The following is a 22,244-nucleotide window of genomic DNA, read 5'->3' on the forward strand; positions in this document are numbered from 1 at the left end:
CCTGCCGCCGCGGCACATCAATTCGCCGCGAGATACGCGCTATGAAGAATATCCGGATTCTGCCGTAACTCTTCGGGTTCGCCGGAGAAGCGAATACATCCCCGCTCCATGACATGGACGCGATGAGAAATTCGCAACGCGATATGCGTAAACTGTTCGATCAGCAATACGCCGACGCCATCTGCGGCGAGCTGAATGATCGCCGGAACCAGCCGGGCTACGATCCCGGGAGCAAGGCCGAACGACAATTCATCCGCAAGGATATAGCGCGGGCGATCGACGATGGCCTGGGCAAGTACGACCATTTGCTGCTGAGCGCCGGAGAGCGATCCCGCACGTGCGTCAAGCTTTTGGCGAAGCTCGGGAAACGTATCGAGCGCCGCCTCAATGCCGTCCTCGCGCTTGCGACCCGGCAGATGATGACTGGCGACCCGAAGATTATCGATGACCGATAGTTCGCCAAGTGCGTGGTGGCCTTCAGGAACCGCCGCCACGCCGAGGCGGCGAACCTGCTCGGGCCTGAGGCCCGCAATCGGCCTGCCGTCGATCAGCACATCGCCGGACGCGACGGGCAACGCGCCAGCCGTGGCAAGAACCAGCGAACGCCGGGCGATTGAACCGCAACGGACAGGCGCGGAAACTTCTGCGTTCAGCACACTACTTGATCGTCCCCTTCCGAATTAGGAAGCAGCCGAAACTGCGTGTGTCGCCGACCTGCACGACGCCGAAGCTGCGTTTGGCGCTATCATAGAATGCAAACCGCCCGATCTCTCCGAACACAATGGTCTGGTCCGAACCGCGGTTGATCTCCCGCAGTACAGCGCCATGAACCTCCGGCGTTTTGTCGGGCTCGCGCGTATCAATCATGACACGGATCGGATCCGGCTCCGACGCATCGAGCGGAAGAACTCCCAGAATCGCGCCGATCACCTGCGGCAGGTGCAGGCCGGGCAGCCGAATCAGGCGGCCGGTGACCGACGCGCGGGCGATGCGCTCGGCCGGATGGTTAGCATCGACCACGGCCAGGTCATCGCCGTGCCCCATCGACGCCATCAGCCACAACAGGTCGGGCGTCAGGATCGGATCGATTCCCTTCAGCATGCGATGGCCTTTCCACGATGAGACAGGTACATGCCGACGGCGTTGCCGCCGAACACCCGCGATTGCGCGGACGTGTCGAGTCCGACCATCAATTGCTCGGCAGTCGAGATCCAGCGGCCATAGTCCGCGGCGAGATTGACCACCGGCCAGTCGCTGCCCCAGATCAGCCGCTCGGCGCCGAAGCAGGTCAGGAGGTGTTCGGCATAGGGCCTCAGGTCGTCGACAGTCCAGTTGGCCGGCGCCTCGGTGACAAGGCCGGAGAGTTTGCAGGCGATCTTCGGGAATTGCGCGACGGCGGTGATGTCGCTCCGCCATGCGGCACCAGCGCCACCCCCGATAGCGGGCTTGGCCGCATGATCGATAACGACACGCAGCTGCGGGTGCCGTTCGAGCACGGGAATGAGCCGTAGCAAATGCCGGGGCTTGAGCAGCGCATCGAACACCAGTTGATGCGCGATCATGGCGTCGAACGCGGGCGCGAGCTGCGCGCGCGTGAGCCAATCATCGTCGGCTATGTCCTGCACCATCGGACGCAGACCGACGAGCAGCGGATCGGCGGCGAGTCTTGCGATCGTGGCATCGGCGTCGGGTGCGGTAAATTCGGTCCAGCCGACCACGCCGGCAACGAACGCGGTCTTGTGCGCGAGATCGAGCAGGAAGGTGGTCTCGGCATGCGTCGGTGCGGCCTGCACCAGTATGCTGGCTGCAATTCCATGCGCGGCGAGATGTGGCGCCAGATCCTCAGGATTGAAGTCGCGATAGATCGCGCCGAGCGCGGGCGTCAGCCACGCGTAGTCGCCGCGGGCCACGTGCCAGAAATGCTGATGCGCGTCGATCCGTGGTGTCATGGCGAAACCGGAACCGGAACGTGGGGCTCGAGCAATCCTTCCGCCTTGAGATCGGACCACAAGCCGGACGGAATTTTGCGCGACAGCGAGGCGATATTCCGGCGCACCTCTTCGGCCGACGTTGCCCCCAGCACGATGCTCGAGACAGCGGGATGGGCGAGCGGAAACTGCAGCGCCGCGTCGGCGAGCTTGGTGCCGTGCGCATGACATACCGCTTCGATCCGTTCGACGCGGGCCATGATCGCCGGCGGTGCCACGGCATAATTGTAGTGCGCCCCGGGGCGCGCGCCGGTTGCGAGAATGCCGGAATTGAACACGCCTCCGAGCAGCACGCCCAAGCCCTTGCGCTCGGCGGTGGGCAGGAAACTCTGCAGCGCCGGCTGCTCCAGCAACGAATAGCGCCCCGCCAGCAGCATGACGTCGAAGTCGCCGGCCTCAGCGAAGCGCTCACACATCTCGGCTTCATTGACGCCGACGCCGATGGCCGAAATCACCTTCGCGCTGCGAAGCTGGTCGAGAGCGCGATAGGCTCCGTCCATGGCCTCCTTGAAACGCCGCTCGATCGCGGCCGCGCCATGGGTCCAGACATCGACGTCATGAATGAGAAGAATGTCGATGCGGTCAAGGCCGAGCCGCAGCAGCGACTGCTCGAACGAACGCATGGTTCCGTCATAGGAGTAATCGATCACCGCGGCGTGCGGCAGGCCGCCGACATATCCTGAACGATCGCCCTGCCCTTTCGACGGATCCATCCAGCGGCCTACTTTGGTGGACAGCACGAAGCCGCCGCGCGGGTGACTGCGCAACGCGGTGCCGCAACGATGTTCGGCCAGGCCGTGGCCGTAGAGCGGGGCTGCATCGAACAGGGTGATGCCGGAATCGATAGCCGTTGCCGCCGCGCCGATGGCCTCGCTCTCATCGAGACACGCATAGAGGTCGCCGATCGGGGCCGCGCCGAACCCGATCGCGCTGACATTCAGCCCGGTGCGGCCAAGCGGCCGTATCGGCAAGCAGGTATTGCCAGTAGTAGCCGGTGTTACAGTCAAATCCCCATCATCCCTGATTGTGTTCGCTTCGAGGATCGCGGATCGATCGGCACACGGGACAGCCCGATTTCGCGCTCGATCCAGGCGGCAAGATGAAAGAGATCGGCCTCGCGACGCGGATGGGCGAGAATCTGGATGCCGATCGGAAGGCCGTCCTTGGAGAAGCCGACCGGAACTGAAATCGCCGGACAGCCGGTCAGCGACCAGATCGCCGTGATCGAGATCCAGTCGAGATAGGTCGACAGCTTGCGCCCCTCGAGCTCTGCCAGGAACAGGGTCTCGACCGGAAACGGCATGGCTTGGGTCGCGGGACAGACCAGGAAGCGGTGCGTATCGAGAAAGTCGATGGTGCGGCGGAACAGCTCGGCGCGATAACGCTCGGCAGCGGCAAGCGCGGCGCCGGCTTGATGCCGGCCGCGCTCAATATCCTCCATCACCGGCTTGGGAAACTGGCTGCGGTATTCCGCCATGAACGGATCCCATGCGGCGAGGAAGCTCGACCCGCGCAACGCCAGAAAAGCGTCCATGGCGCCCGCGACATCGGGCGAATCCGTTGCAACCGTGATGCCGGCGCGTTCGAACAGGCGCATCAGCTCGGCCATGGCGATGCGGATATCATCGCCGATCGGCAGTTCGCCGAGATCGACCGACACCGCGAGCCGGTCCGGCTTATACGGCGATGCCGCCGCATCGAGAAATGGCGGCTCAGAGTTTGGCGAGGTCAGCGGATCGCCCGGATCGAAGCCGACCATGGCATCGAACATCAAGGCGAGATCGGCGACATCGCGGGCCATCGGGCCTTCGACCGCCATGGTATCGAACGGATTGGCGAGACGCTTGCGCGGCACCCGGCCTGGCGTCGGGCGCAGCCCGGTGACATTGCAGAACGCCGCCGGAATCCGCAGGCTGCCGCCGAGATCATTGCCGTGCGCGAGCCACGTCTCGCCGGTGGCAAGGGCTACCGCCGCACCGCCAGATGATCCGCCGCACGTGAGACGGGTGTCGTAGGGATTCCGTGTGGTGCCGTGCACAGCGTTGGTAGTCTGGGCGCCGCCGAGTTCCGACAGATTGGATTTGCCGAGCACGATAGCGCCGTTGGACTCGAGTATCGCGATGGTGCGATCCGAAACCTCGGCGATCCGCGTCCTGAAGATCGGCGTCCCGCCGGTGGTTCGGACGCCGCCGACGTCATTGTTGTCCTTGACGACGATCGGCAGTCCGCCCAGCAGTGTTTTTTGCCCTGCCTGACGCGCCCTGTCGGCGGCCTGCGCCTGCGCGCGGGCGCGCTCCAGGCATAGCGTGGGCAGCGCGTTGACCGCAGGCTCGACGGTGGCGATCCGCCGTGCCGCGGCGCTGACGAGTTCGACCGACGTCACCTCGCCGCTGGCGAGCAGCCGATGCGCGGCCAGCGCGCCGAGCTTGATGAGATCTTCAGACATCGGCATCCTCGGCGTTGGGCATTGACGCAGGAGCGGCGCAGGACTTTCGGACCATCAACCGCGGCTCCATCACGGTGGTGGTTCCAGGGCCGAGACGAGTGCCGGCAATGCGATGGGCCAGCAGCTCGAGCGCGGTCTCGCCCATGGCGCGAACCGGTTGCGCGACCATGGTGAGACGCGGGGCGACGGCCTCCGCCCAGGGAAGATCGTCGATGCCGATAATCGAAAGATCGTCGGGACAACTGAGCCCGAGTTCAGCGATGGCGCGCAGCACGCCGATGGTCATCAGATTATTGGCCGTGAAGATCGCGGTTGGTCTTTGGTCGCTGCGCAACAGCTGAAGCGCGGCTTCATAAGCGGACTGCTCGCGAAAGCCGGCGTCCATCACCAAGGCGCGATCGAGCGCAAGGCCGGCCGCCAGCAGCGCTTCCCGGTAGCCCTGCAAACGATCGGCGGCGGTGCGGACCGTCTTCGGGCCATTGATCAGCGCGATGCGCCGATGGCCGCAGCCGATCGCATAGGACGTCGCCTCATAAGCGGCGCGGTGATTGTTGAGCACCACGGCGTCGTAGCCGAGCCCTTCCATGGCGCGGTCGATCAGCACGACCGGAATTTCGAGCGCGGCGAGCAAGGCCGCGCGATTCATTGATGCGGTTCCCGTCGGTGCAAGGATGAGGCCGTCGATGCGCTGCGAGCGCAGCATCCGCAAATGGGTTTCCTCGCGTTCGGTGGTCTCGTTCGAATTGCAAAGGATGACGGAGAAGCCGCGCGCCGCGGCGGCGAGCTCAATGGCTTCGAACAGCTCGGAAAAAAACGGATTGGTAATGTCGCCGACGATCAGGCCCAGCAGCCCGCTGGATCGCTTGCGCAGGCTGCGCGCGGCCGCATGGGGTGCGTAGCCGAGCTTGTCGACCGCGGCCCGTACCCGCGCCAGGAGCTCGGGGCTAACCTTGTTCGGATTGTTGAGGACGTTGGAGACGGTGGTCACTGACACGTTTGCGAGCTGGGCAACGTCGCGGATAGTCGCCATCGGCGCCTCTTTGAAACGATAAAATTCAAAGATCACATTCCTTCAAGAGACTCAATTCTGCAAGCAAAATATGCGCTTGATACCATTTCGGATTTGTGGAACATTAAATTGAAACGATACAATAAGGAAGAGGAGGGGGCATTGGCTCACAGCAGCCGCACGGGTGCGATAGCGGTGGGGCGGTCATGACCGGCTACGCGCTTCGCCGTGTGCTCTCTACCGTGCCGGTCTTTATCTTCGTGGCGCTGTTCGTATTTTTCCTGCTGCGCATTACACCCGGCGATCCCGCCATCATGATTGCCGGCGACCAGGCGACCTCGGCACAGATCGAAACCGTTCGCGAACAGCTCGGGCTCAATCGGCCCATGGTCGACCAGTTGCTCGTATGGGCCGGCCAGTTGCTAAGGGGCGATCTCGGCCGCTCGGTGTTTTCCGATATCCCGGTCACTCGCCTGATCGGCCAACGGCTGGAGCCGACAGCGATGCTGGCGCTGGTTGCGATCGTGTTTGCAATCGCGATCGCGCTGCCGCTCGGCACGCTGGCTGCAGTGCGTGCCGGCGGTGTTGCCGATCGTGTCGTGATGGCCTTCGCGGTGCTCGGGTTTTCCTCGCCGGTGTTCGTGATCGCGTTTCTGCTGGTCTACGTGTTCGCACTCAGTCTCGGCTGGTTTCCGACCCAGGGCTACGTGCCGCTATCGCAAGGCGCCCTTGCCTGCCTGCACAGCCTGATCCTCCCGGGCGTCGCCCTGGCGCTGCTGTATGCCTCGCTGCTGGCGCGAGTAACGCGCGCGAGCCTGCTCGAAGTGTTGTCGGAAGATTACATTCGCACTGCGAACGCCAAAGGGCTGACGCCGGCGCGCATCACCATCCGCCACGCGCTAAGCAATGCCGCGGTCCCGATCGTCACGGTGATCGGCATCGGGATGGCCGCGCTGCTCGGCGGCGTGGTCGTGACCGAAACCGTGTTCAATATTCCGGGACTTGGACGGCTCGCCACCGACGCCATTCAGCGCCGCGACTATCCGGTGGTTCAGGGTCTGATCCTGGTGTTCTCCTCGGTGTATGTCGTGATCAATCTCCTGGTCGATCTCAGCTACGTGCTGTTCGATCCGCGGGTCCGGTACTGATGTCGATGGCAGGCACCATGACCGATACGGCCGCCGCCGTGCGCAATCGCTCCAGTGTCGTTCGCAGGATCGCATCGTTCCTCGCGAAACACCCGGTGATCCTGATCGGGGGCGCGGTGCTGCTGCTGTTCATCGTCATTGCGCTGCTGGCGCCGTTGGTGCTGCCGGATCCGACGCGGCTCAATCCAGTGCAGCGTCTGCGCACGCCGAGCCTGCAGCACCTGTTCGGCACCGATCAATTCGGACGCTCGACGTTATCGCGGACGCTGAACGGCACGCGGATCTCGCTGACCGTCGGCATTCTCGTGGCAGTAGTGACGACGGCGGCCGGTCTTCTGTTCGGTCTGTTTGCGGGTTTTTTGCGTCGGATCGATAATGTCATCATGCGGTTGATGGACGGCATCATGGCGATCCCCGGCATTCTGCTGGCGATCGCTTTGATGTCATTGTTCGGCTCCAGCATCCAGAATGTGGTGGTAGCGATCAGCATCGCCGAAATCCCGCGCATGGCCCGCATCGTGCGCAGCTCGGCGCTGGTGATTCGCGAGCAGCCCTATGTTGAAGCCGCCGTCACCAACGGGACCAAACTGTCCCGTCTGCTGTGGCGGCACGTGCTACCCAATATCGCCGCGCCGGTCATCGTGCAGGCGACTTATGTATTCGCCTCCGCCATGATCGTCGAATCGGTGCTGTCGTTCCTCGGCGCCGGCACGCCGCCAACGATCCCGAGCTGGGGCAACATGCTGGCGGAGGGCCGTCAGTATCTGCAGCGTGGGCCATGGATGATCGCATTCCCCGGCGCGTGTCTCGCGCTGCTGGTGCTCACCGTCAATGTGCTCGGCGACGCCTTGCGCGACGCGCTCGACCCGCGCCTGTCGCGGTCACGGCGCTAGGAGATGGCGATGCAGCAGCCGGTGCTCTCGGTGGAACAGCTCAACGTCTCGGTCCAGACCGCCAACGGCTGGTGCCCGATCGTCCGCGATCTGTCGATCGAGGTGGCGGCCGGCGAAACGCTATGCCTCGTCGGCGAATCCGGCTGCGGCAAGAGTCTGACCGCGCTTGCGATCATGCGGCTGCTGCCGCGTGGCGCGCGCATCGACAGCGGGCGGATAAGTCTTGGCGGCGTCGACCTTGCCGCGCTGGACGAGCCTGCGCTGCGCAACGTGCGCGGACGAGACCTCGCGATGATCTTCCAGGAGCCGATGACGTCGCTCAATCCGGTCATGACGATCGGTGATCAGATTACCGAAGGCGTCCAACGCCATGAAGGCGTGTCGTCCGCTGCGGCACGCGCCCGCGCGCTCGAACTGTTCAACAAGGTGCGGATTCCCGATCCGCAACGCAGGCTTGCCGCCTATCCGCATCAGTTGTCCGGCGGTATGCGCCAGCGCGTGATGATCGCCATGGCGCTGGCCTGCCGGCCCAGGCTGTTGCTTGCCGACGAGCCGACGACGGCGCTCGACGTGACCATTCAGGCGCAGATCCTGGAAATGATGGCGGAGCTGCGTGCCGAGATCGGGACCGCGATCGTCTTCATCACTCACGATCTCGGCGTCGTGGCCGAGATCGCCGATCGCGTCGCCGTACTCTATGCCGGCAAGATCGTCGAGCAGACCGACGTGGTGTCACTGTTCGACAATGCCTGCCATCCCTATACGCGCGGCCTGATGCGCTCGATCCCGCGGTTGTCCCGGCAGGCAGGCGGCGCGGTGGTCGAACGCCTGACCGAGATCAAGGGCACCGTGCCGGCGCCGATTGCGGTTCCGGCCGGCTGCGCCTTCTCGCCACGTTGCGCATTGGCAACCGAGCAGTGCGCCGCGGAGCCGTTAGCTGAGCCGCTTGCACCGTCGCATCTGGTGGCCTGCTGGCATCCGGAGATCGCTGCCGTCGCGGCAAATGCCGGGCGCGCGCGATGACAGCTGTGCTCGAGGTCGATCGGCTGACAAAGCATTTTACATTTCGCCGCGGTCTGTTCGGCGGCGAAGGGGCGGTTCGCGCCGTCGATGGCGTCACGTTTTCGCTGGCGCAGGGCGAGACGTTGGCGCTGGTCGGCGAATCCGGCTGCGGCAAGTCCACGGTGGCGCGGCTGGTGCTTCGGCTGACCGATCCGACGTCGGGCACTATCCATTTGAGGGGTCAAGACGTCACGCATATGGCAGGCGAAAGCCTGCGCCGGGCTCGCCGCAACGTGCAACTGGTGTTTCAGGATCCGTTCGCCTCGCTCAACCCGCGCATGACCGCGCGCCAGATCGTCGCCGAGCCCCTGATCAACTTCGGTGCGGTCGATGATGCCGCGTTCAGCCGCCGGATCGAAACGCTGTTCGATTGCGTCGGGCTGGCGCGACATCAATGGGACCGCTTCCCGCACGAATTTTCCGGCGGGCAGCGACAGCGCCTCGGCATCGCGCGCGCGCTGGCACTCAATCCTGCGGTGCTGGTCGCCGACGAGCCGGTCGCGGCGCTCGACGTGTCGATCCAGGCGCAGATCCTCAACCTGCTGGCCGACCTCAAGCGCGACCTGGGGCTGGCCTACCTGTTCATCAGCCACGACCTGAGCGTCGTGGAATTCATCAGCACGACGGTTGCGGTGATGTATCTCGGCACCATCGTCGAAATTGCCTCCCGCGATGCGTTCTTCAAAAATCCGCGGCATCCTTATGCACGGGCCCTGCTGGACTCCGTTCCGGTCACGCATCCGAGCCGGCGCGGCCGGCGCGCATTGCTGCAGGGTGAGATTCCGAGCGCCAGCGCGCTGCCGTCCGGGTGCCGGTTTCGAACGAGGTGTCCGATGGCGACGGCGATCTGTGCCGAGCGGCCGCCGCCGCTCGAGGAGAAAGCCGACGGTCATCGGGTAGCTTGCCACCATGTCGAGCGACAGACATCCGCACTAGCCGATCAATGAAAACGACAAAGTCGTGTGAAGGGAGAAACCACAATGAACAGAACTCTGGGAGTGATCGTCGCGGCGGCATTGGCCGTCACGGCCGTGCCGGCATGGGCACAAACCGTCCTGAAGGTGCGGTCCTTCGGTGATCTCAAGACCATCGATCCGATGGTGACGTCGGACTACATGGTCCGCAATCACGGCTACATGATCTACGACACGCTGTTTGCTCAGGACGAGAAGGGCACCATCAAGCCACAGATGGTGGAGAGCTTCGCTACCGCACCGGACGGTCTGACCTGGACGTTCGTGCTGCGCGACGATCTGAAATTTCATGACGGTGCAGCCGTCACCGCCGCCGACGTCGTCGCCTCACTCAAGCGCTGGGGCCAACTAGATGGCCTCGGCCAGCAACTGACGGCGCACACCGCCTCGCTGGAGGCCGTCGACGCCAGGACCGTCAAGCTCACGCTCAAAGATCGCTGGGGACTGGTGCTGGAAGCGCTCGGCAAGCCGAGTTCCATGGTGCCGTTCATCATGCCCGAGCGGATCGCTAAAACGCCGACGAACGAGGCGGTGAAGGATCCGATCGGATCCGGTCCGTTCATGATGAAACGTGACGAGTGGTCACCGGGTTCGAGGGTGGTCTATGTCAAGGCGCCGACCTACGTACCGCGCCGGGAGCCGCCGAGCGGTCTGGCCGGCGGCAAGGTGGCGAATGTCGACCGCGTCGAATGGGTGATCATTCCTGACGCGCAAACCGCGCTCAATGCGCTGCAAGCCGGCGAAATCGACATCTTTGAAGAGATTCCTCCGGACATGATGACGCTACTGAAAGGCAATGCCAAGGTGGGCATCGCCAGGCTCGCCGCGTTGCAGGGCGTGATGCGGCTCAACCAGGCGATCCCGCCGTTCAACAATGCCAAACTGCGCCAGGCGATCCTCCATCTGGTGGATCAGGAGCAGACGCTGCGCGCCTATGTCGACGACGCCTCGCTCTATACCAGCTGCCCCTCCTTCTACATGTGCGATTCGCCCTACTTCACCGACGCCGGCTGGCCGAAGCCGGATGCGGCCAAAGCGAAGCAACTGGTGAAGGAAAGCGGCTATGACGGGTCGCCGATCGTGCTGCTCGATGCCACCGAAACTGCGCTGCATCCGCAGACTCTCGTGGTGGCGCAGGCGATGCGTGATATCGGGCTGAACGTCGACTATCAAGCGATGGACTGGCCGACGCTGTCGACGCGGCGCGCCAACAAGAACCCGATCGCGCAAGGCGGCTGGTCCGCCTTCATGTCAGGGCCCGCGGCGCCGGACATGTTCGAGCCGGTCGGCCATTTGGCGCTGCGTTCGAACTGCGAAAAGGCCTGGTTCGGCTGGCCGTGCGACGAGGCCATCGAGAAGCTGCGGGCGGAATTCACGATGATTCCGGATCTCGACGGCCGCAAGGCCAATGCGCGTGCGGTCCAACTGCGGGCCGTCGAGACGGTGCCCTATGTCCCGGTCGGACAGTTTTATCTGGTCCGCGGCTACCGCAAGGATCTCACCGGATTGCTCAGTGCGGGCATTCCAGTCTACTGGAGCGTCGGCCGCGGCAGGTGATCGGCGGCACGTCGAAGGTGGCATCGCCGCTGCGTCGGGCAGGAGCCTGTGAACAAAGCTCCGGCCGTTTTGTCCCACCTCAGCGGTCATGACCAGCCAGAAGCGGACATTCTTTTATCGAACGTACTTGGAATTTTCGCCCGCGCATCAGGCGTGCCGCCATCAATGAATACTAAATGACCGGGCACGCGATGCAGACACGATATTATCATCCGGATACCGCCCCCGGCGGCTTATCCGGGGTCGGTCTCGCTTGAAAACTCGCTGCCACCTACGGATATCCCTTCGACCTCAGAGACAACGACAAGGAAGCCCTAAGGAGAATCGAAAGCCGCGTCATGAGCGGAGTGGACGAACCCAGCAAGAACGCGGCGCGTGTTGCATCGGTGTTGCATGGAGCAGGCGGTACGCTGCGTAACCCCTCGTGACTACACGGAGCCAGCGGAGCGTACGGAATCAGCGATGCAACGCGAATTTTCGATTAAGAACAAATTGAGGACCGACAAGAAGCCGTTGATTTTATTGCGTTAAGCGCAGCACCAGCGCTGGCGATCCCGGGAAGACTCGAACTTCCGACCTACGGTTTAGGAAACCGTCGCTCTATCCGGCTGAGCTACGGGACCGCGGACCCGCTGCGTAGGCGGGTACTTGACCGCTTCATACCAAAGCGGGCGCGTCATCGCCAGCCCTCCGGACCGTTCTCGGGCCACATTGAACAAGGCCGGGTTCCTCCGTCGGAGGACGCTCGGGATATTTGATCGCGAAAATCAAAAGGAGCCGTCCACCGACGGCTCCAGCTTGCATGCCGGGCTTCGCCTAGCGGCCTTACGCCTTGATATTATTCTCCCGCACGACCTGGCCCCAGATGCTGACCTGTTTGGCGAAGAACGTCGAGAACTCCTTGCCGTCGGCGAGCAGCAGCGTCATCTGTTGCGTCTCCTGCAATTGCGTCGCCACCGCCGGCTCGCTCAGAATCTCCTTTACCGATTTCGCCATGCCGGCGATGACATCGGGCGGCGTGTCCTTTGGGGCGAAAACGCCCCACCAGGCCAGCGTCTCGAAATCGGGGAAGCCTGCCTCGATCGCGGTCTGCGTGTCCTTGAGCACAGCCATCCGCTCGCGTCCCATTTGCAGGATGGGCCGCAGCCTGTTGGTGCCCAGTTGCGCCGTGACCAGCGCCGCCGACCCGATGATCATGTCGACATGGCCGCCGAGCACGTCGTTCATCGCCGGGCCGCCGCCGCGGTAAGGCACATGCGTGATCTCCACGCCGGCCTTCTTGCCCAGCACCGTCATCGCGAGATGGCCGAGCGTGCCGATGCCGACAGAGGCGTATTTCACCGCGCCGGGGCTTGCCTTGCACGCCGCGACCACGTCGGCAAAGGTCTTGTACGGCCGCTCGGCGTTTGCGGCGAGGACGTACGGCGCGGTGCCCACGAGAAACACCGGCACCAGATCCTTCTCGACATCCAGCCCCGGCTTTTCGAGGATCGAGGGAATGACCGCGTGCGAGTCGAAGGTCACCAGGAACGTCGCGCCGTCAGGCGCGCTCTTGGCGACCTGCACGGCGCCGAGCGAGCCGGCCGCGCCGGATTTGTTCTCCACCAGCACGGTCCGGCCGAGCTTCGTCTGCAGGTGAGACTGCAGCAAGCGCGCCAGCGCGTCGGTGGAGCCTCCCGGCGGGAACGGCACCACCAGCGTCATGTTCTTGGCCGGCTGCGCCAATGCCGGCGTCACCGCGAACGCGGCCGAAGCCGCAAGCAGATTGCGTCTGGTAATCTTCACCAAGTGTCTCCTCCCGATTGTGGCTGCGCTTTTTTTGTTTTTCGCAGACTTTGTCTTAAGTGCCGAACCTTAAGTGCCGAAGCCGGACCCGGCCTTTTTGTACTCGGGCCGCGGCGGGCTGAAGATGTCAAGCACGCGCGCGCCGTCCGGTCCAGCCCGCATGGTGTGCGGCACATTTCCCGGCGTGCGCCAGAAATCGCCCTTCTTGACCGGAATTTCCTCACCGCCCTGAACCCGGATGGCCGAGCCATCGAGCAGCACGCCCCATTGTTCCTCGGGGTGATGATGCAGGGTGCCTTGCGCGTGCGGCGCCAGCGTCACCACCGACAGCATCGCATGCTCGCCGGAGAAGATCCGCGTCGTGACGCCGGACGCGAGTTCGCGCAACAGGCCATCATGCGGATTGTCGAGATTATGAAATTCGTCCTTCTGACTCATCGTTTCTCCTTGAAGTGCTTCTTGAAGTGCTCCTTGGCGCCTTCGCGCAGCGATCAGGACTTATCCGTCAAGATTTGCCGTAGCTGCCCTGGTAGCGGCCTTCGCGGATCGAGATGATGGTTTGCTCCTCGCGCGCGATCTGGGCGCGAACCGCTTCCAGCACGGTGGCTGCCGTCGCGGCGGGAAACGACACCACGCCGTCCTCGTCGCCGACCACGATGTCGCCGGGGGAGATCACCGAGCCCCCGATGGATACCGGCACGTTGATTTCGCCCGGACCGCTCTTGTAGGGCCCGCGATGGATCGCGGCGCGCGCAAAGCAGGGAAAGTCTGATGCAGCGAAAGCCGAGACGTCGCGGATCGCGCCGTCGATCACGTAACCCGCAGCGCCGCGATACTCAGCGATGGTCTTCATGATCTCGCCGACCAGCGCCCGCGTCTCGTCGCCGCCGCCATCGACTACGATCACGTCCCCGGGCCCGACCAGTTCGAGCGCCCGGTGGATCGCAAGATTGTCGCCCGGCCGCGTGCGCACGGTGAACGCGACGCCCACCAGCTTGCTGCCGCGATGGAACGGCCGCAGGCCTACGGCGCCCGGCAGCCGGGCAAGGTTGTCGCTGATCACAGAGGTCGGCGCGCCCCTGAGCGCTTCGATCAGCTCGGGCGCAGGCTTCGGCACGCTCGTCATGGCCGTGGTGATGCTCATTAAGACTGTTTCCCCCCTTGTGTTTAGGCCGGGCTTTTTTCTGCCATTCCGACCGCCGGCGCAACATCGGCAGCCGGCTCCGCGTTACGCGAAGTGCGCGCTGAACCGATTGCGTCGGGTCACCGCATGGCACAACACCATGAAGTCCTCCGTTGCCGCACAACAAATAGCATTCCGCATGAGCAGCTATAATGGATTTGCAACACCTCGCCCCGGACCCGGACCGGCGGGTGCGGCCGTCGGCCTCGCCGCCGGCTAAGTCCTTCGAATTCCTCGGTAGTTTTTTCCCGCCTACGGTATCGAACGCGCGGCCATGCTCACGCAGCCGGGCCGCAATCGCAACTTCCACCGGCCACACTTGTTAACACGAAGTTAACCAGAGCGTTCGAGGTTAAAGACCGGATTCGACGATTCAGGCGCCGGTAACCTCAAAATGCTGTTCCAGAACCTTTCGCCTTCACCGGCGCTTTCGATCACGCAATTTTCCGACATCGACGCCTTCCGGCCGGTCGAATTCGTCGCCGACGCGCGCAGCATCCCGCTGAACCTGGCGAATTTCCATACCGCGCGCGCGATGGTGCAGTTGCCGGGCTGCCAGATCGCCGTGCTCACCTCGTTTCCCCGCATCGTCGATGTCAGCTACCGCGCGCCGCATGGCGTCGTCATCTTCCAGATCGAGGACGCCTACGAGGTCTCCGTCAACGGCATGTCCGTGAATCGTCCGGCCTTTATCGGCATGCGCGGCAATCTGGATTTGCAGTTCGTCGAACCCCGTGGATCGCTGCACGCGATCGTCACCCTTGGCGCCGGCCTGCGGGATCGCGAATGGTTCGATACGCCGGACGAGCTGTGCCCGTTCACGCCGGACCCAGACGCGCTGGCGACGGTCAGATCCGTCACAACAGGTATTTTGCAGGCGGCTTCCGCCAGACCGGACCTGTTGCAGGCGCCGCGCTCGGCGCTTGCAATGCAGGAGGGCCTGCTGCTCGCTATCGACGAAATGTTCCGCAGCGGCAGAGCGCCGGAATTGGCGGGCCGGCTTGCAAGCAGGAGCTATTGCCGCCTCGTTCGCAGGATCGACGACTATGTAGCCTTTCATGCCGCCTCGGCGATCTACAGCGCCGACCTCGCCGAACAATGCGGCGTCTCGGTCAGAACCCTGGGCACGGCGGTGGCAAGCGTCCGCGGCATGAGCTTGCATCGTTATTTGCGTCTCAAGCAGCTTTGGTCGGCCCGCGCGCAACTCGTGAAAGGGTCCGACGCCATCACCGTGACGTCGTGCGCCCGAGCCAACGGCTTCCATCACATGGGCGAATTCGCCAGGCTCTATCGCGCTACGTTCCATGAAACGGCATCGCGCACCTTGGCCCGCGCGCGAGGAACCGACTGATTCTTGCCACAATGTGTCGCACTTATCCGCTCGCTCTCAGATGGTGCGCCTGGAATCGCTGCAGCATCGTGCGCGCCTCGTGCCTTGCCGTTGAATTTCTTTGATAATTTTCAATGACATAGCACTGTGTTCCATCGGTCACATCTACCGGATAGAGTCACAACGACAGCGGGAAAATCGCGCAATTTCGGGGTGACAGCGCTGCCAAAATGATGACAATCGGCTCAATCAAAGTTCCCTAGAGAATTCGACTGGAGAGTACCGTCCGTGATCGCCTCACGTGCATCTTCGTTTGTTGTTGCCACCATCGGGAGCCTCGTCGTGCTGGCCCCGGTGCGCTGCGACGCGCAGTGGTGGCGCAGCGCGCCTGTCGATTTCGAATCCTGCGCCGATGTAGCCGAGAAGGCGAAGACCAAGGAAGAAAAGACGGCGAGGCTCGCCGAATGCAACGCGAAGTACGCCGGCCGCCGCAAGCTCGGCGGCGGCTATACCTATTACGACTTCATGCAGGACCGGACCTTCGACATCGCAGGCCCCAACCCGACGCCGGAAGAGCAGAAGAAAATCGACGAGCAATATACCGCCTACCTCGAGCGCGAGCGGCGCAACCACATCGCCGCGGCACTGGCGGCCAAGCAGCAACAGCCGGAGCCGCCGCAGGGGCAGGCGCAGGAGTGGCAGCAGGTTTCGCTGCGCACCGAATTGATATCTCCTCCACCGGCTGAAACCGAAAAGGTGCCGGTGCCGGTGGCAAGTCCGGTCAAGCAGGCGGCACGCATCAGGGCTGCCCAATGCGCCAAGAACCAATTCTCTTGCGAATGGCCGCGGCTTTCAGAGAAAGTCAACGAGCTTAAGAAGCTGTTCAACCCGCAGCAACAGCAGCAAGCGGCGGCCAAACAGAAGAAGGGCTAGATACCTTCTGTCGTGTTTCTGTCGTCCCTGCGAACGCAGGACGACGTGGAGCAGCGGGTCTGCTCACCACGGGAGTTTCGTGTTACCGTGATCATCATCGCCCAGAACTTCCGGTAGGGCGACTTCGGCATCAATGCGCGGGTGCTTTCTTGCCGCGGTGCTTTGGGGCAGGCTTGAGCGCGGGCTCGACATGCCTGCGCTGCGCCGCCCGCTGTTCCTGCAACCGCGCGTCATAGCCCGGTGACGGTGTCGCGGTCGGTGGCACGGCATAAGCAGGAGCAGGCGCCCCCCAGACAGCCAGGGCGGCCACCGCCATTAGCGCCAGAACTGTTCGTTTCATCCGTTTCTCCCCGGCGCGCCCTGAAATCGCGCAACCGGCCCATTTCAAGCAAGTCGAGCGCGCTCTGCCAAATCAATTCGCAGCGCGAATCTGCTCCGGCGTCAGGCCGGGCGAGCCCTTGGCCTCGCGCTCGGCCTGCCGGATCAGTTCCACGATCCGGCGCGACAGCGGCGCTTCCAGGCCGCGACGTTCGGCGATCCCGGTGATGACGCCTTGCAGATAATCGATCTCGGTGCGCCGGCCGTGCTTCAGATCTTCCCACATCGACGAGCGCGCCTCGGGATCGATTTTCATCGTCCGTCCCAGCATCGCCTCGAAGATCGGGTCTGGCAGCCGCAGCAGCGGCGGCATCCATGCAGCTGGAAGCGGCGTCGGCGAGACCGGTTTGATGCCCTCGGCGCGGATCGCAGCCAAACCTTCCGCCATCTGATCGGCGAACAAGCGCCGCCATGGCCGCGAGCTGAGTTGCCGGCGCAGCGGCAGATCGCCCAGCGCGTTAAGCGCATTGATGAAGATTGAGCAACAGCTTGCCCCACTGCACACCGTCGATGTTTTCGGTCGACCGTATCGTCAGGCCCGGCACCGACAGCTTCCCGGCAGGCAGCGTCTCGTCCTGCTCGATGACAATGCCGCCGGAAGTGGCGCGATGAAACCGCCCGTTGCCGAGCGCAATCACGTTGAATCCCACCATGCCGCCGAGCACGCGCCGTCCCGGCAGGCGGTTGCGCAGGACGGCAGTGTTGCCGACACCATTCTGCAGGCTGACGATGACGACATCGGATGGTGCGTGCCTCGCGATGATGTCGGCCATGGCAGCGGTATCTGCGCTCTTGACCGTGACCAGCACGATGCCGGCGTCCTCAAAAACGGAAGGATTTTCCGACAATGCGAACCGATCGCGCATGATAGTCTGGTCAAAACCTTCAAAACTCGTCGGCCGCAAGCCGTGGGCTTCGATTTCAGCGATCACGCGCGGACGCCCCAGCAGCGCAACGCGGCGGCCACCGGCCGCAAGCATGCCGCCGACGAAGCAGCCGATGCTGCCCGCCCCTGCAATACCGATCGTTTGGCCTGAAACCATTTCGCCACCCACCGCGTTGCACCGGGTTTCAAATAGCAGAGCGCGCGGACCGTGCCTATCGCAGGCGCCGGCCGCCCGCTCCTTGTAACCGTCATACGCCACCGTTATGTTTCACGCGGGGCTACGCGGAGGAGACGACCATGGGTTTACTCGACGTACTCAACGGCATGCAGAACGGCCCACGCGGCCCGAGCACCCCCAGCGCAAAGGATGAAGGCGGCGGGATGTCGCCCCTCACCATGGCGATCCTGGCGCTACTGGCCTGGAAAGGCATCAAGCATTTCAGCGGCAACCAGACCGGCTCCGCGCCGCGCCCCACACCCGGCAATGTGACTGCCGGCATGCCCGGCGGCGGCGCGGGCGGTATGAGCGACATGCTCAAGGGCGGATTGGGCGGTCTACTCGCGGGCGGCGCGGCCGGTACCATCCTGAGCGGCGGCCTCGGCGATCTCCTGAAACAGTTCCAGCAGAACGGACTGGGCGATCAGGCCGACTCGTGGGTCAGCAACGGCCCCAACAAGCAGGTCTCACCCGGCGACCTCGCCAACGCGCTCGGCGCTGACCAGATCGAGTCCCTCGCCTCCCAAAGCGGCCTCTCGCGCAACGATTTGCTGCAGGGCCTCAGCCAGTTCTTGCCCGACGTCGTCAATCACTTGACGCCGGACGGACGCCTGCCGAACGAGAACGAACTGTCGGAACGGATCTGACGCCGTTTAAGCGGCGCGCGGTCCGCGCCGCTCTGCTTCATCATCGACGCATCGGAGAGGAACAGCCATGGGCGGCATCATCTGGATCATCGTCGTCGGCTTCGTCGCCGGCATCATCGCGCGCATCCTTTCGCCGGGCCAGAACAACCCGACCGGCTTTATCCTGACCACGGTGCTCGGCATCGCCGGCGCGTTTCTGGCGACCTGGATCGGCCAGGCCGTCGGCCATTACGGCCCCGATCAGGGCGCCGGCTTCATCACCGCCACCATCGGCGCGCTGGTGGTCCTGTTCATCTGGAACCGGCTGGTGGCGAGGGGCATGATCTCGGATCCGGGTAACAGGTAAGTACTTGTAGGGTGGGCAAAGGCGCACTTACGCCGTGCCCACCATTCTCTCCCGGACGCTTCACTTTGCCCACCCTACCGATACGATCTCGCAATGACGGTTAGACCGTAGCCCCTCACAACACCAGATGCATCCCCGCATCCATGCGCACGAACTCGCCGGTCATGTTGCTCGATGCCGGCGACGCCAGGAAGCACACCAGTTGCGCGATGTCTTCGGCCGTTGAGGCGACCTTCAGCGGCACCTTCGCCACCACGGCGTCGCGCACCGCCTTGGCGCCGGCTTCGCCGCGGCCCTTGGTGAACCAGGGCGTATCGATATAGCCGGGGCACACCGTGTTGACGCGGATCAGAGGCGCCAGCGCGCGCGCCAGCGACTGCGTCATGGTGTTGAGCGCGCCCTTGCTGGCGGCATAGGCGACCGAGGAGCCGCCGCCGGAAATGCCGGCGACCGACGACACGTTGACGACAGCGGACGGCAGGCCTGAGGCCTTCGCGCCGGCTTCGAGCTGGGCACGCGCCGCGCGGATCATCTGGAACGGCCCGATCGTATTCACGGCGTAGATGCGCTGAAAATCCTCGGCCGAAAGCCCCTCGAGATCGTGATGCGGCACATGCTTGGTGGTGCCGGCATTGTTGACCAGCACGTCGAGACGGCCCCACGGCGCAGCCGCTGCCGCAATCTTCCTGCAATCCTCGTCGCGCGATACGTCGCCCTGCACCACGACGACTTCGGCGCCGGCGCTGCGGCAGAGATCGGCGGTCGCTTCAGCTTCCGCCTTGCTGTTGGAATAGTTGACGACGATGCGCGCGCCGCCCTTTGCCAGAATGGCGGCGGTGGCAGCCCCGAGGCCCGAGGCAGAACCGGTGACAATCGCGCACAAACCATCCTTCGACATCCGCATTTCCTCTTGTTGCTTTTGGCTGGGTTTCGAACCGCCCGTGGACAGGCTTCACCGCTACCATATCCCGCGATGACCGGTGTGCAAACTCGGGAAATCCGTTGCGCGGAATTTATTCTTTGCCTGATGACCTTCATGCCACCGCCGCAGGCCGCCCTGCGGACAGCGCTTGTCACGGCCTTGTCATGGCTATGGCTTTTGCCCATCATAAAGCGCAAGAAAAGACCGCAGCCGACCCCGGCATAACCGTCGGGATTGGCATGCCAATTTCAAAATCGGGGAACGCTGTGGCGGAGAGTGAGAACATCGTTGCCGAGACCGCGGAGAAAATCTTCGCCGATCTCGCCGACGCCCAAACCATCAATCGCGACAACAAGGGCGAGTGGAAAGCGCCGCTCTGGCAGGCGCTGACGGACGCCGGCCTGCCGCTGTCGTGGGTGGACGAAGATTGCGGCGGCTCGGGCGCCTCGCTCGCCGAAGGTTTCAGCGTGCTCAGCGCGGCCGGACGCTTCGCGATCGCGATACCGCTTGCCGAGACCATGCTGGCAGGCTGGCTGTTGGCGCAGGCCAAAATTACCTCGCCCGATGGCGAGATGACGGTGGTGCCCGCGAGCCCGAAAGACCGGATGACCGTCAATGCCGATGGCAGCCTTTCCGGCAAGGCGCGCAGCGTGCCGTTTGCCAAGGCGGCAAAGCATTTTGCGGTGCTCGCAAGCGATGCGAAGGGCGGCGTCTCCATCGCACTGGTCGATGCCACCAAGGGCCGGATCGAGACCGGGCTCAATCTCGGCGGCGACAATTCGGACACCGTAACGCTGGACAAGGTGCAGCCGGTCACAATCAAGCCGGCGCCAAAAGGTTTCGACCAGACCCGGCTGATGCTGATGGGCGGCGTCGCGCGGTCCCTGCAGATCGCAGGCGCGCTGGAATCGATGCTGGAAATTTCCGTGCGCTATTCCAACGAGCGCATAGCCTTCGAAAAGAAGATCTCGAAATTCCAGGCGGTGCAGCACAATCTGGCGCGGCTCGCCGGCGAGTCGGCGGCGGCACTTGCCGCGGCCACCTCGGCCGCCGACGCCATTGCCAACGCGACGTCCTTCAACGACGAAGTGTTTCTCGAAGCAGCGGCGGCAAAGATCCGCTGCGCGGAAGCGGCAGAGAAAGGCGGCGCCATTGCCCATCAGGTGCATGGCGCGATCGGCTTCACCAACGAGCACATCCTGCATCGCTATTCGCTGCGCGCGCTGGCCTGGCGCGACGATTTCGGTTCCGAAAGTTATTGGGCGGTCGAGCTCGGCAAGCTCGTCTGCAACCGCGGCGCCGATGAATTGTGGCCGCTGGTGGCCTCGCGCTGACACCACCGATTTGCCAGATACCAGATAGAAGTCGAGACACAGAATGACCGCAGCCCTCCGTTTCGATCCGATTCGCCTGCCGAGCGAATGCGAGCAGTTGCGCAAGGAAGTGCGCGCCTTCCTCGCCGAAGAAATCGCCGCCGGCACCTTCGATCCGCACAAGCCGAACCGCGAAGACACCGACGTGCCGGAATTTTCCCGCAAGGTCGGCGCCCGCGGCTGGCTCGGCATGACCTGGCCGAAGAAATACGGCGGCCACGAGCGCTCGTTCCTCGAGCGTTATGTCGTGACCGAGGAAATGCGCGTGGCGAACGCGCCGACGCGACGCTTCTTCGTCGCCGACCGCCAGAGCGGCCCGGTGCTTTTGAAATACGCGCCCGAGAACATCAAGATGGACATCCTGCCGCGCATCTGCCGCGGTGAGGTATGTTTCGCGATCGGCATGAGCGAGCCGAATTCGGGCTCCGATCTGTTTGCGGCAAAAACCCGTGCGACAAAAACCGACGGCGGCTATCTGATCAACGGCACCAAGATCTGGACCTCCTCGGCCCACATCGCCGACTACATGATCGCGATCTTCCGGACGTCGCCGCCGACGAAGGAGAACCGCCGCCATGGCCTGACGCAGTTTCTGGTCAAGATGAAGCAGCCGGGCATCCAGGTGAACCCGATCGGCCAGATCACCGGGCAGTACGAATTCAACGAGGTGGTTTTCACGGACTTCTTCGTTCCCGACGATCATGTGCTCGGTGAAATCGACGGCGCCTGGAAGCAGGCGACCAGCGAACTCGCCTATGAACGGTCGGGTCCGGAACGTTTTCTCGAAACCTATTACGTGCTGACCGAACTGGTCCGCGCCGTCGGCACCAACCCGGATACCCGCAGCGCCGAAGGCATCGGGCGGCTGGTGGCGCAGGTGCACACCATGCGGCGGATGTCGGTCTCGGTCGCCGGCATGCTGCAGGCCGGCAAGGAGCCGGTGGTCGAGGCTTCCATCGTGAAGGACATCGGCACGGTGTGGGAGCAGCAATTGCCGCACCGCGTGCGCGATCTCGCCGCCTTTGTCGAGGAGACCGCTACCAACCGCGAGACGCTGGAAAAGCAGCTCGACTTCGCCATCAAGACCGCGCCCAAGCTGACGATCCAGGGCGGCACCACCGAAGTGCTGCGCGGCATCATCGCGCGCGGGCTTGGTCTGCGCTAATT

The 22,244-nt window shown here is 63.8% G+C and carries 22 protein-coding genes, 1 tRNA gene and 1 pseudogene; 11 read left to right on the forward strand and 13 right to left on the reverse strand.

Features of this window, described 5'->3' with window-relative positions; genetic code table 11:
- Nucleotides 1-17: 17 nt before the first annotated feature.
- The 6 genes from V1294_RS01275 to V1294_RS01300 are packed head-to-tail and all read right to left on the reverse strand — an operon-like array spanning nucleotide 18 to nucleotide 5,464.
- A complete protein-coding gene (locus tag V1294_RS01275) occupies nucleotides 18-656 on the reverse strand; it encodes an ABC transporter ATP-binding protein (RefSeq protein WP_334494663.1) in 639 nt (212 codons plus the stop codon).
- 1 nt (nucleotide 657) lies between these two features.
- Complete coding sequence (locus V1294_RS01280; protein WP_334494664.1) at nucleotides 658-1,101, reverse strand: RbsD/FucU family protein; 444 nt, start codon at nucleotides 1,099-1,101, stop codon at nucleotides 658-660.
- Nucleotides 1,095-1,949 carry an amidohydrolase family protein gene (locus tag V1294_RS01285; protein WP_334494665.1) on the reverse strand — a complete coding sequence of 285 codons (855 nt, stop codon included), beginning with the start codon at nucleotides 1,947-1,949 and terminating at the stop codon, nucleotides 1,095-1,097. Before V1294_RS01285 ends, V1294_RS01280 begins: the two co-directional genes overlap by 7 nt.
- Nucleotides 1,946-2,959, reverse strand: coding sequence for an aldo/keto reductase (locus tag V1294_RS01290; RefSeq protein ID WP_334494666.1), 1,014 nt, complete (start codon nucleotides 2,957-2,959; stop codon nucleotides 1,946-1,948). The genes V1294_RS01285 and V1294_RS01290 overlap by 4 nt, the downstream gene beginning before the upstream one ends.
- A gap of 32 nt (nucleotides 2,960-2,991) precedes the next feature.
- Nucleotides 2,992-4,434, reverse strand: coding sequence for an amidase (locus V1294_RS01295; RefSeq protein WP_334494668.1), 1,443 nt, complete (start codon nucleotides 4,432-4,434; stop codon nucleotides 2,992-2,994).
- Nucleotides 4,427-5,464: a LacI family DNA-binding transcriptional regulator gene (locus V1294_RS01300; RefSeq protein ID WP_334494669.1), complete on the reverse strand. Its 1,038-nt coding sequence runs from the start codon at nucleotides 5,462-5,464 to the stop codon at nucleotides 4,427-4,429. Before V1294_RS01300 ends, V1294_RS01295 begins: the two co-directional genes overlap by 8 nt.
- A 185-nt stretch (nucleotides 5,465-5,649) precedes the next feature.
- On the opposite strand from V1294_RS01300, the gene V1294_RS01305 reads away from it, so the two are divergent.
- From V1294_RS01305 to V1294_RS01325, 5 genes are read left to right on the forward strand one after another with little or no spacing between them, the layout of a single operon-like run.
- Nucleotides 5,650-6,591: an ABC transporter permease gene (locus V1294_RS01305; RefSeq protein ID WP_334494672.1), complete on the forward strand. Its 942-nt coding sequence runs from the start codon at nucleotides 5,650-5,652 to the stop codon at nucleotides 6,589-6,591.
- Between the two features lie 17 nt (nucleotides 6,592-6,608).
- On the forward strand, nucleotides 6,609-7,484 hold the full coding sequence (locus V1294_RS01310) for an ABC transporter permease (protein ID WP_334494673.1): 876 nt from the start codon (nucleotides 6,609-6,611) through the stop codon (nucleotides 7,482-7,484).
- 9 nt (nucleotides 7,485-7,493) lie between these two features.
- Nucleotides 7,494-8,507, forward strand: a complete 1,014-nt coding sequence (locus tag V1294_RS01315) for an ABC transporter ATP-binding protein (RefSeq protein ID WP_442895305.1) — start codon at nucleotides 7,494-7,496, stop codon at nucleotides 8,505-8,507.
- Nucleotides 8,504-9,493: an ABC transporter ATP-binding protein gene (locus V1294_RS01320; RefSeq protein WP_334494676.1), complete on the forward strand. Its 990-nt coding sequence runs from the start codon at nucleotides 8,504-8,506 to the stop codon at nucleotides 9,491-9,493. The genes V1294_RS01315 and V1294_RS01320 overlap by 4 nt, the downstream gene beginning before the upstream one ends.
- 33 nt (nucleotides 9,494-9,526) lie before the next feature.
- Complete coding sequence (locus tag V1294_RS01325; RefSeq protein WP_334494677.1) at nucleotides 9,527-11,077, forward strand: ABC transporter substrate-binding protein; 1,551 nt, start codon at nucleotides 9,527-9,529, stop codon at nucleotides 11,075-11,077.
- A gap of 546 nt (nucleotides 11,078-11,623) precedes the next feature.
- On the opposite strand, the gene V1294_RS01330 is transcribed toward V1294_RS01325, so the two are convergent.
- From V1294_RS01330 to V1294_RS01345, 4 genes are all read right to left on the reverse strand, one after another.
- A tRNA-Arg gene (locus V1294_RS01330) sits at nucleotides 11,624-11,700 on the reverse strand.
- Between the two features lie 202 nt (nucleotides 11,701-11,902).
- Nucleotides 11,903-12,862: a Bug family tripartite tricarboxylate transporter substrate binding protein gene (locus V1294_RS01335; RefSeq protein ID WP_334494678.1), complete on the reverse strand. Its 960-nt coding sequence runs from the start codon at nucleotides 12,860-12,862 to the stop codon at nucleotides 11,903-11,905.
- 69 nt (nucleotides 12,863-12,931) lie between these two features.
- Nucleotides 12,932-13,300 (reverse strand): dimethylsulfonioproprionate lyase family protein, encoded by a 369-nt coding sequence (locus V1294_RS01340; RefSeq protein WP_334486857.1) that lies wholly within the window; start codon nucleotides 13,298-13,300, stop codon nucleotides 12,932-12,934.
- A gap of 67 nt (nucleotides 13,301-13,367) precedes the next feature.
- Complete coding sequence (locus V1294_RS01345; RefSeq protein ID WP_334486860.1) at nucleotides 13,368-14,006, reverse strand: RraA family protein; 639 nt, start codon at nucleotides 14,004-14,006, stop codon at nucleotides 13,368-13,370.
- Nucleotides 14,007-14,439: 433 nt separating this feature from the next.
- On the opposite strand from V1294_RS01345, the gene V1294_RS01350 reads away from it, so the two are divergent.
- Both V1294_RS01350 and V1294_RS01355 read left to right on the forward strand, forming a co-directional pair.
- Nucleotides 14,440-15,396, forward strand: a complete 957-nt coding sequence (locus V1294_RS01350; protein WP_334494680.1) for a helix-turn-helix domain-containing protein — start codon at nucleotides 14,440-14,442, stop codon at nucleotides 15,394-15,396.
- A gap of 267 nt (nucleotides 15,397-15,663) precedes the next feature.
- A complete protein-coding gene (locus V1294_RS01355) occupies nucleotides 15,664-16,308 on the forward strand; it encodes a hypothetical protein (protein ID WP_334494682.1) in 645 nt (214 codons plus the stop codon).
- A 130-nt stretch (nucleotides 16,309-16,438) separates the two neighbouring features.
- Here V1294_RS01355 and V1294_RS01360 read toward each other — a convergent pair whose 3' ends face one another.
- Together V1294_RS01360 and V1294_RS01365 are read right to left on the reverse strand one after the other, a co-directional pair.
- Entirely contained in the window at nucleotides 16,439-16,648 is a 210-nt protein-coding gene (locus V1294_RS01360) for a hypothetical protein (RefSeq protein ID WP_334486868.1), read from the reverse strand.
- Nucleotides 16,649-16,720: 72 nt separating this feature from the next.
- Nucleotides 16,721-17,729, reverse strand: a pseudogene (locus V1294_RS01365) (2-dehydropantoate 2-reductase).
- A 140-nt stretch (nucleotides 17,730-17,869) separates the two neighbouring features.
- Here V1294_RS01365 and V1294_RS01370 point away from each other — a divergent pair.
- Together V1294_RS01370 and V1294_RS01375 are read left to right on the forward strand one after the other, a co-directional pair.
- Nucleotides 17,870-18,436 carry a YidB family protein gene (locus tag V1294_RS01370; RefSeq protein WP_334494683.1) on the forward strand — a complete coding sequence of 189 codons (567 nt, stop codon included), beginning with the start codon at nucleotides 17,870-17,872 and terminating at the stop codon, nucleotides 18,434-18,436.
- Nucleotides 18,437-18,503: 67 nt separating this feature from the next.
- Nucleotides 18,504-18,782, forward strand: a complete 279-nt coding sequence (locus tag V1294_RS01375) for a GlsB/YeaQ/YmgE family stress response membrane protein (protein ID WP_334494684.1) — start codon at nucleotides 18,504-18,506, stop codon at nucleotides 18,780-18,782.
- Between the two features lie 115 nt (nucleotides 18,783-18,897).
- Here V1294_RS01375 and V1294_RS01380 read toward each other — a convergent pair whose 3' ends face one another.
- Complete coding sequence (locus V1294_RS01380) at nucleotides 18,898-19,680, reverse strand: SDR family NAD(P)-dependent oxidoreductase (RefSeq protein WP_108512440.1); 783 nt, start codon at nucleotides 19,678-19,680, stop codon at nucleotides 18,898-18,900.
- A gap of 290 nt (nucleotides 19,681-19,970) precedes the next feature.
- On the opposite strand from V1294_RS01380, the gene V1294_RS01385 reads away from it, so the two are divergent.
- Nucleotides 19,971-21,038: an acyl-CoA dehydrogenase family protein gene (locus V1294_RS01385; protein WP_334494685.1), complete on the forward strand. Its 1,068-nt coding sequence runs from the start codon at nucleotides 19,971-19,973 to the stop codon at nucleotides 21,036-21,038.
- 43 nt (nucleotides 21,039-21,081) lie between these two features.
- Entirely contained in the window at nucleotides 21,082-22,242 is a 1,161-nt protein-coding gene (locus V1294_RS01390; protein ID WP_108512442.1) for an acyl-CoA dehydrogenase family protein, read from the forward strand.
- The last annotated feature ends 2 nt before the right edge of the window (nucleotides 22,243-22,244 follow it).

Source organism: Bradyrhizobium sp. AZCC 1678 (genome assembly GCF_036924765.1).
In the GTDB taxonomy this organism is placed as follows: domain Bacteria; phylum Pseudomonadota; class Alphaproteobacteria; order Rhizobiales; family Xanthobacteraceae; genus Bradyrhizobium; species Bradyrhizobium algeriense.

What these genes read in the sequence shown, in the direction of transcription:
- V1294_RS01325 (WP_334494677.1), top strand. Translation starts at nt 9,527, where the DNA reads ATGAACAGAACTCTGGGAGTGATCGTCGCGGCGGCATTGGCCGTCACG.
- V1294_RS01295 (WP_334494668.1), bottom strand. Translation starts at nt 4,434, where the DNA reads ATGTCTGAAGATCTCATCAAGCTCGGCGCGCTGGCCGCGCATCGGCTG.
- V1294_RS01340 (WP_334486857.1), bottom strand. Translation starts at nt 13,300, where the DNA reads ATGAGTCAGAAGGACGAATTTCATAATCTCGACAATCCGCATGATGGC.
- V1294_RS01305 (WP_334494672.1), top strand. Translation starts at nt 5,650, where the DNA reads ATGACCGGCTACGCGCTTCGCCGTGTGCTCTCTACCGTGCCGGTCTTT.
- V1294_RS01360 (WP_334486868.1), bottom strand. Translation starts at nt 16,648, where the DNA reads ATGAAACGAACAGTTCTGGCGCTAATGGCGGTGGCCGCCCTGGCTGTC.
- V1294_RS01320 (WP_334494676.1), top strand. Translation starts at nt 8,504, where the DNA reads ATGACAGCTGTGCTCGAGGTCGATCGGCTGACAAAGCATTTTACATTT.
- V1294_RS01375 (WP_334494684.1), top strand. Translation starts at nt 18,504, where the DNA reads ATGGGCGGCATCATCTGGATCATCGTCGTCGGCTTCGTCGCCGGCATC.
- V1294_RS01390 (WP_108512442.1), top strand. Translation starts at nt 21,082, where the DNA reads ATGACCGCAGCCCTCCGTTTCGATCCGATTCGCCTGCCGAGCGAATGC.
- V1294_RS01350 (WP_334494680.1), top strand. Translation starts at nt 14,440, where the DNA reads ATGCTGTTCCAGAACCTTTCGCCTTCACCGGCGCTTTCGATCACGCAA.
- V1294_RS01280 (WP_334494664.1), bottom strand. Translation starts at nt 1,101, where the DNA reads ATGCTGAAGGGAATCGATCCGATCCTGACGCCCGACCTGTTGTGGCTG.
- V1294_RS01300 (WP_334494669.1), bottom strand. Translation starts at nt 5,464, where the DNA reads ATGGCGACTATCCGCGACGTTGCCCAGCTCGCAAACGTGTCAGTGACC.
- V1294_RS01370 (WP_334494683.1), top strand. Translation starts at nt 17,870, where the DNA reads ATGGGTTTACTCGACGTACTCAACGGCATGCAGAACGGCCCACGCGGC.
- V1294_RS01285 (WP_334494665.1), bottom strand. Translation starts at nt 1,949, where the DNA reads ATGACACCACGGATCGACGCGCATCAGCATTTCTGGCACGTGGCCCGC.
- V1294_RS01315 (WP_442895305.1), top strand. Translation starts at nt 7,494, where the DNA reads ATGCAGCAGCCGGTGCTCTCGGTGGAACAGCTCAACGTCTCGGTCCAG.
- V1294_RS01345 (WP_334486860.1), bottom strand. Translation starts at nt 14,006, where the DNA reads ATGAGCATCACCACGGCCATGACGAGCGTGCCGAAGCCTGCGCCCGAG.
- V1294_RS01380 (WP_108512440.1), bottom strand. Translation starts at nt 19,680, where the DNA reads ATGTCGAAGGATGGTTTGTGCGCGATTGTCACCGGTTCTGCCTCGGGC.
- V1294_RS01310 (WP_334494673.1), top strand. Translation starts at nt 6,609, where the DNA reads ATGACCGATACGGCCGCCGCCGTGCGCAATCGCTCCAGTGTCGTTCGC.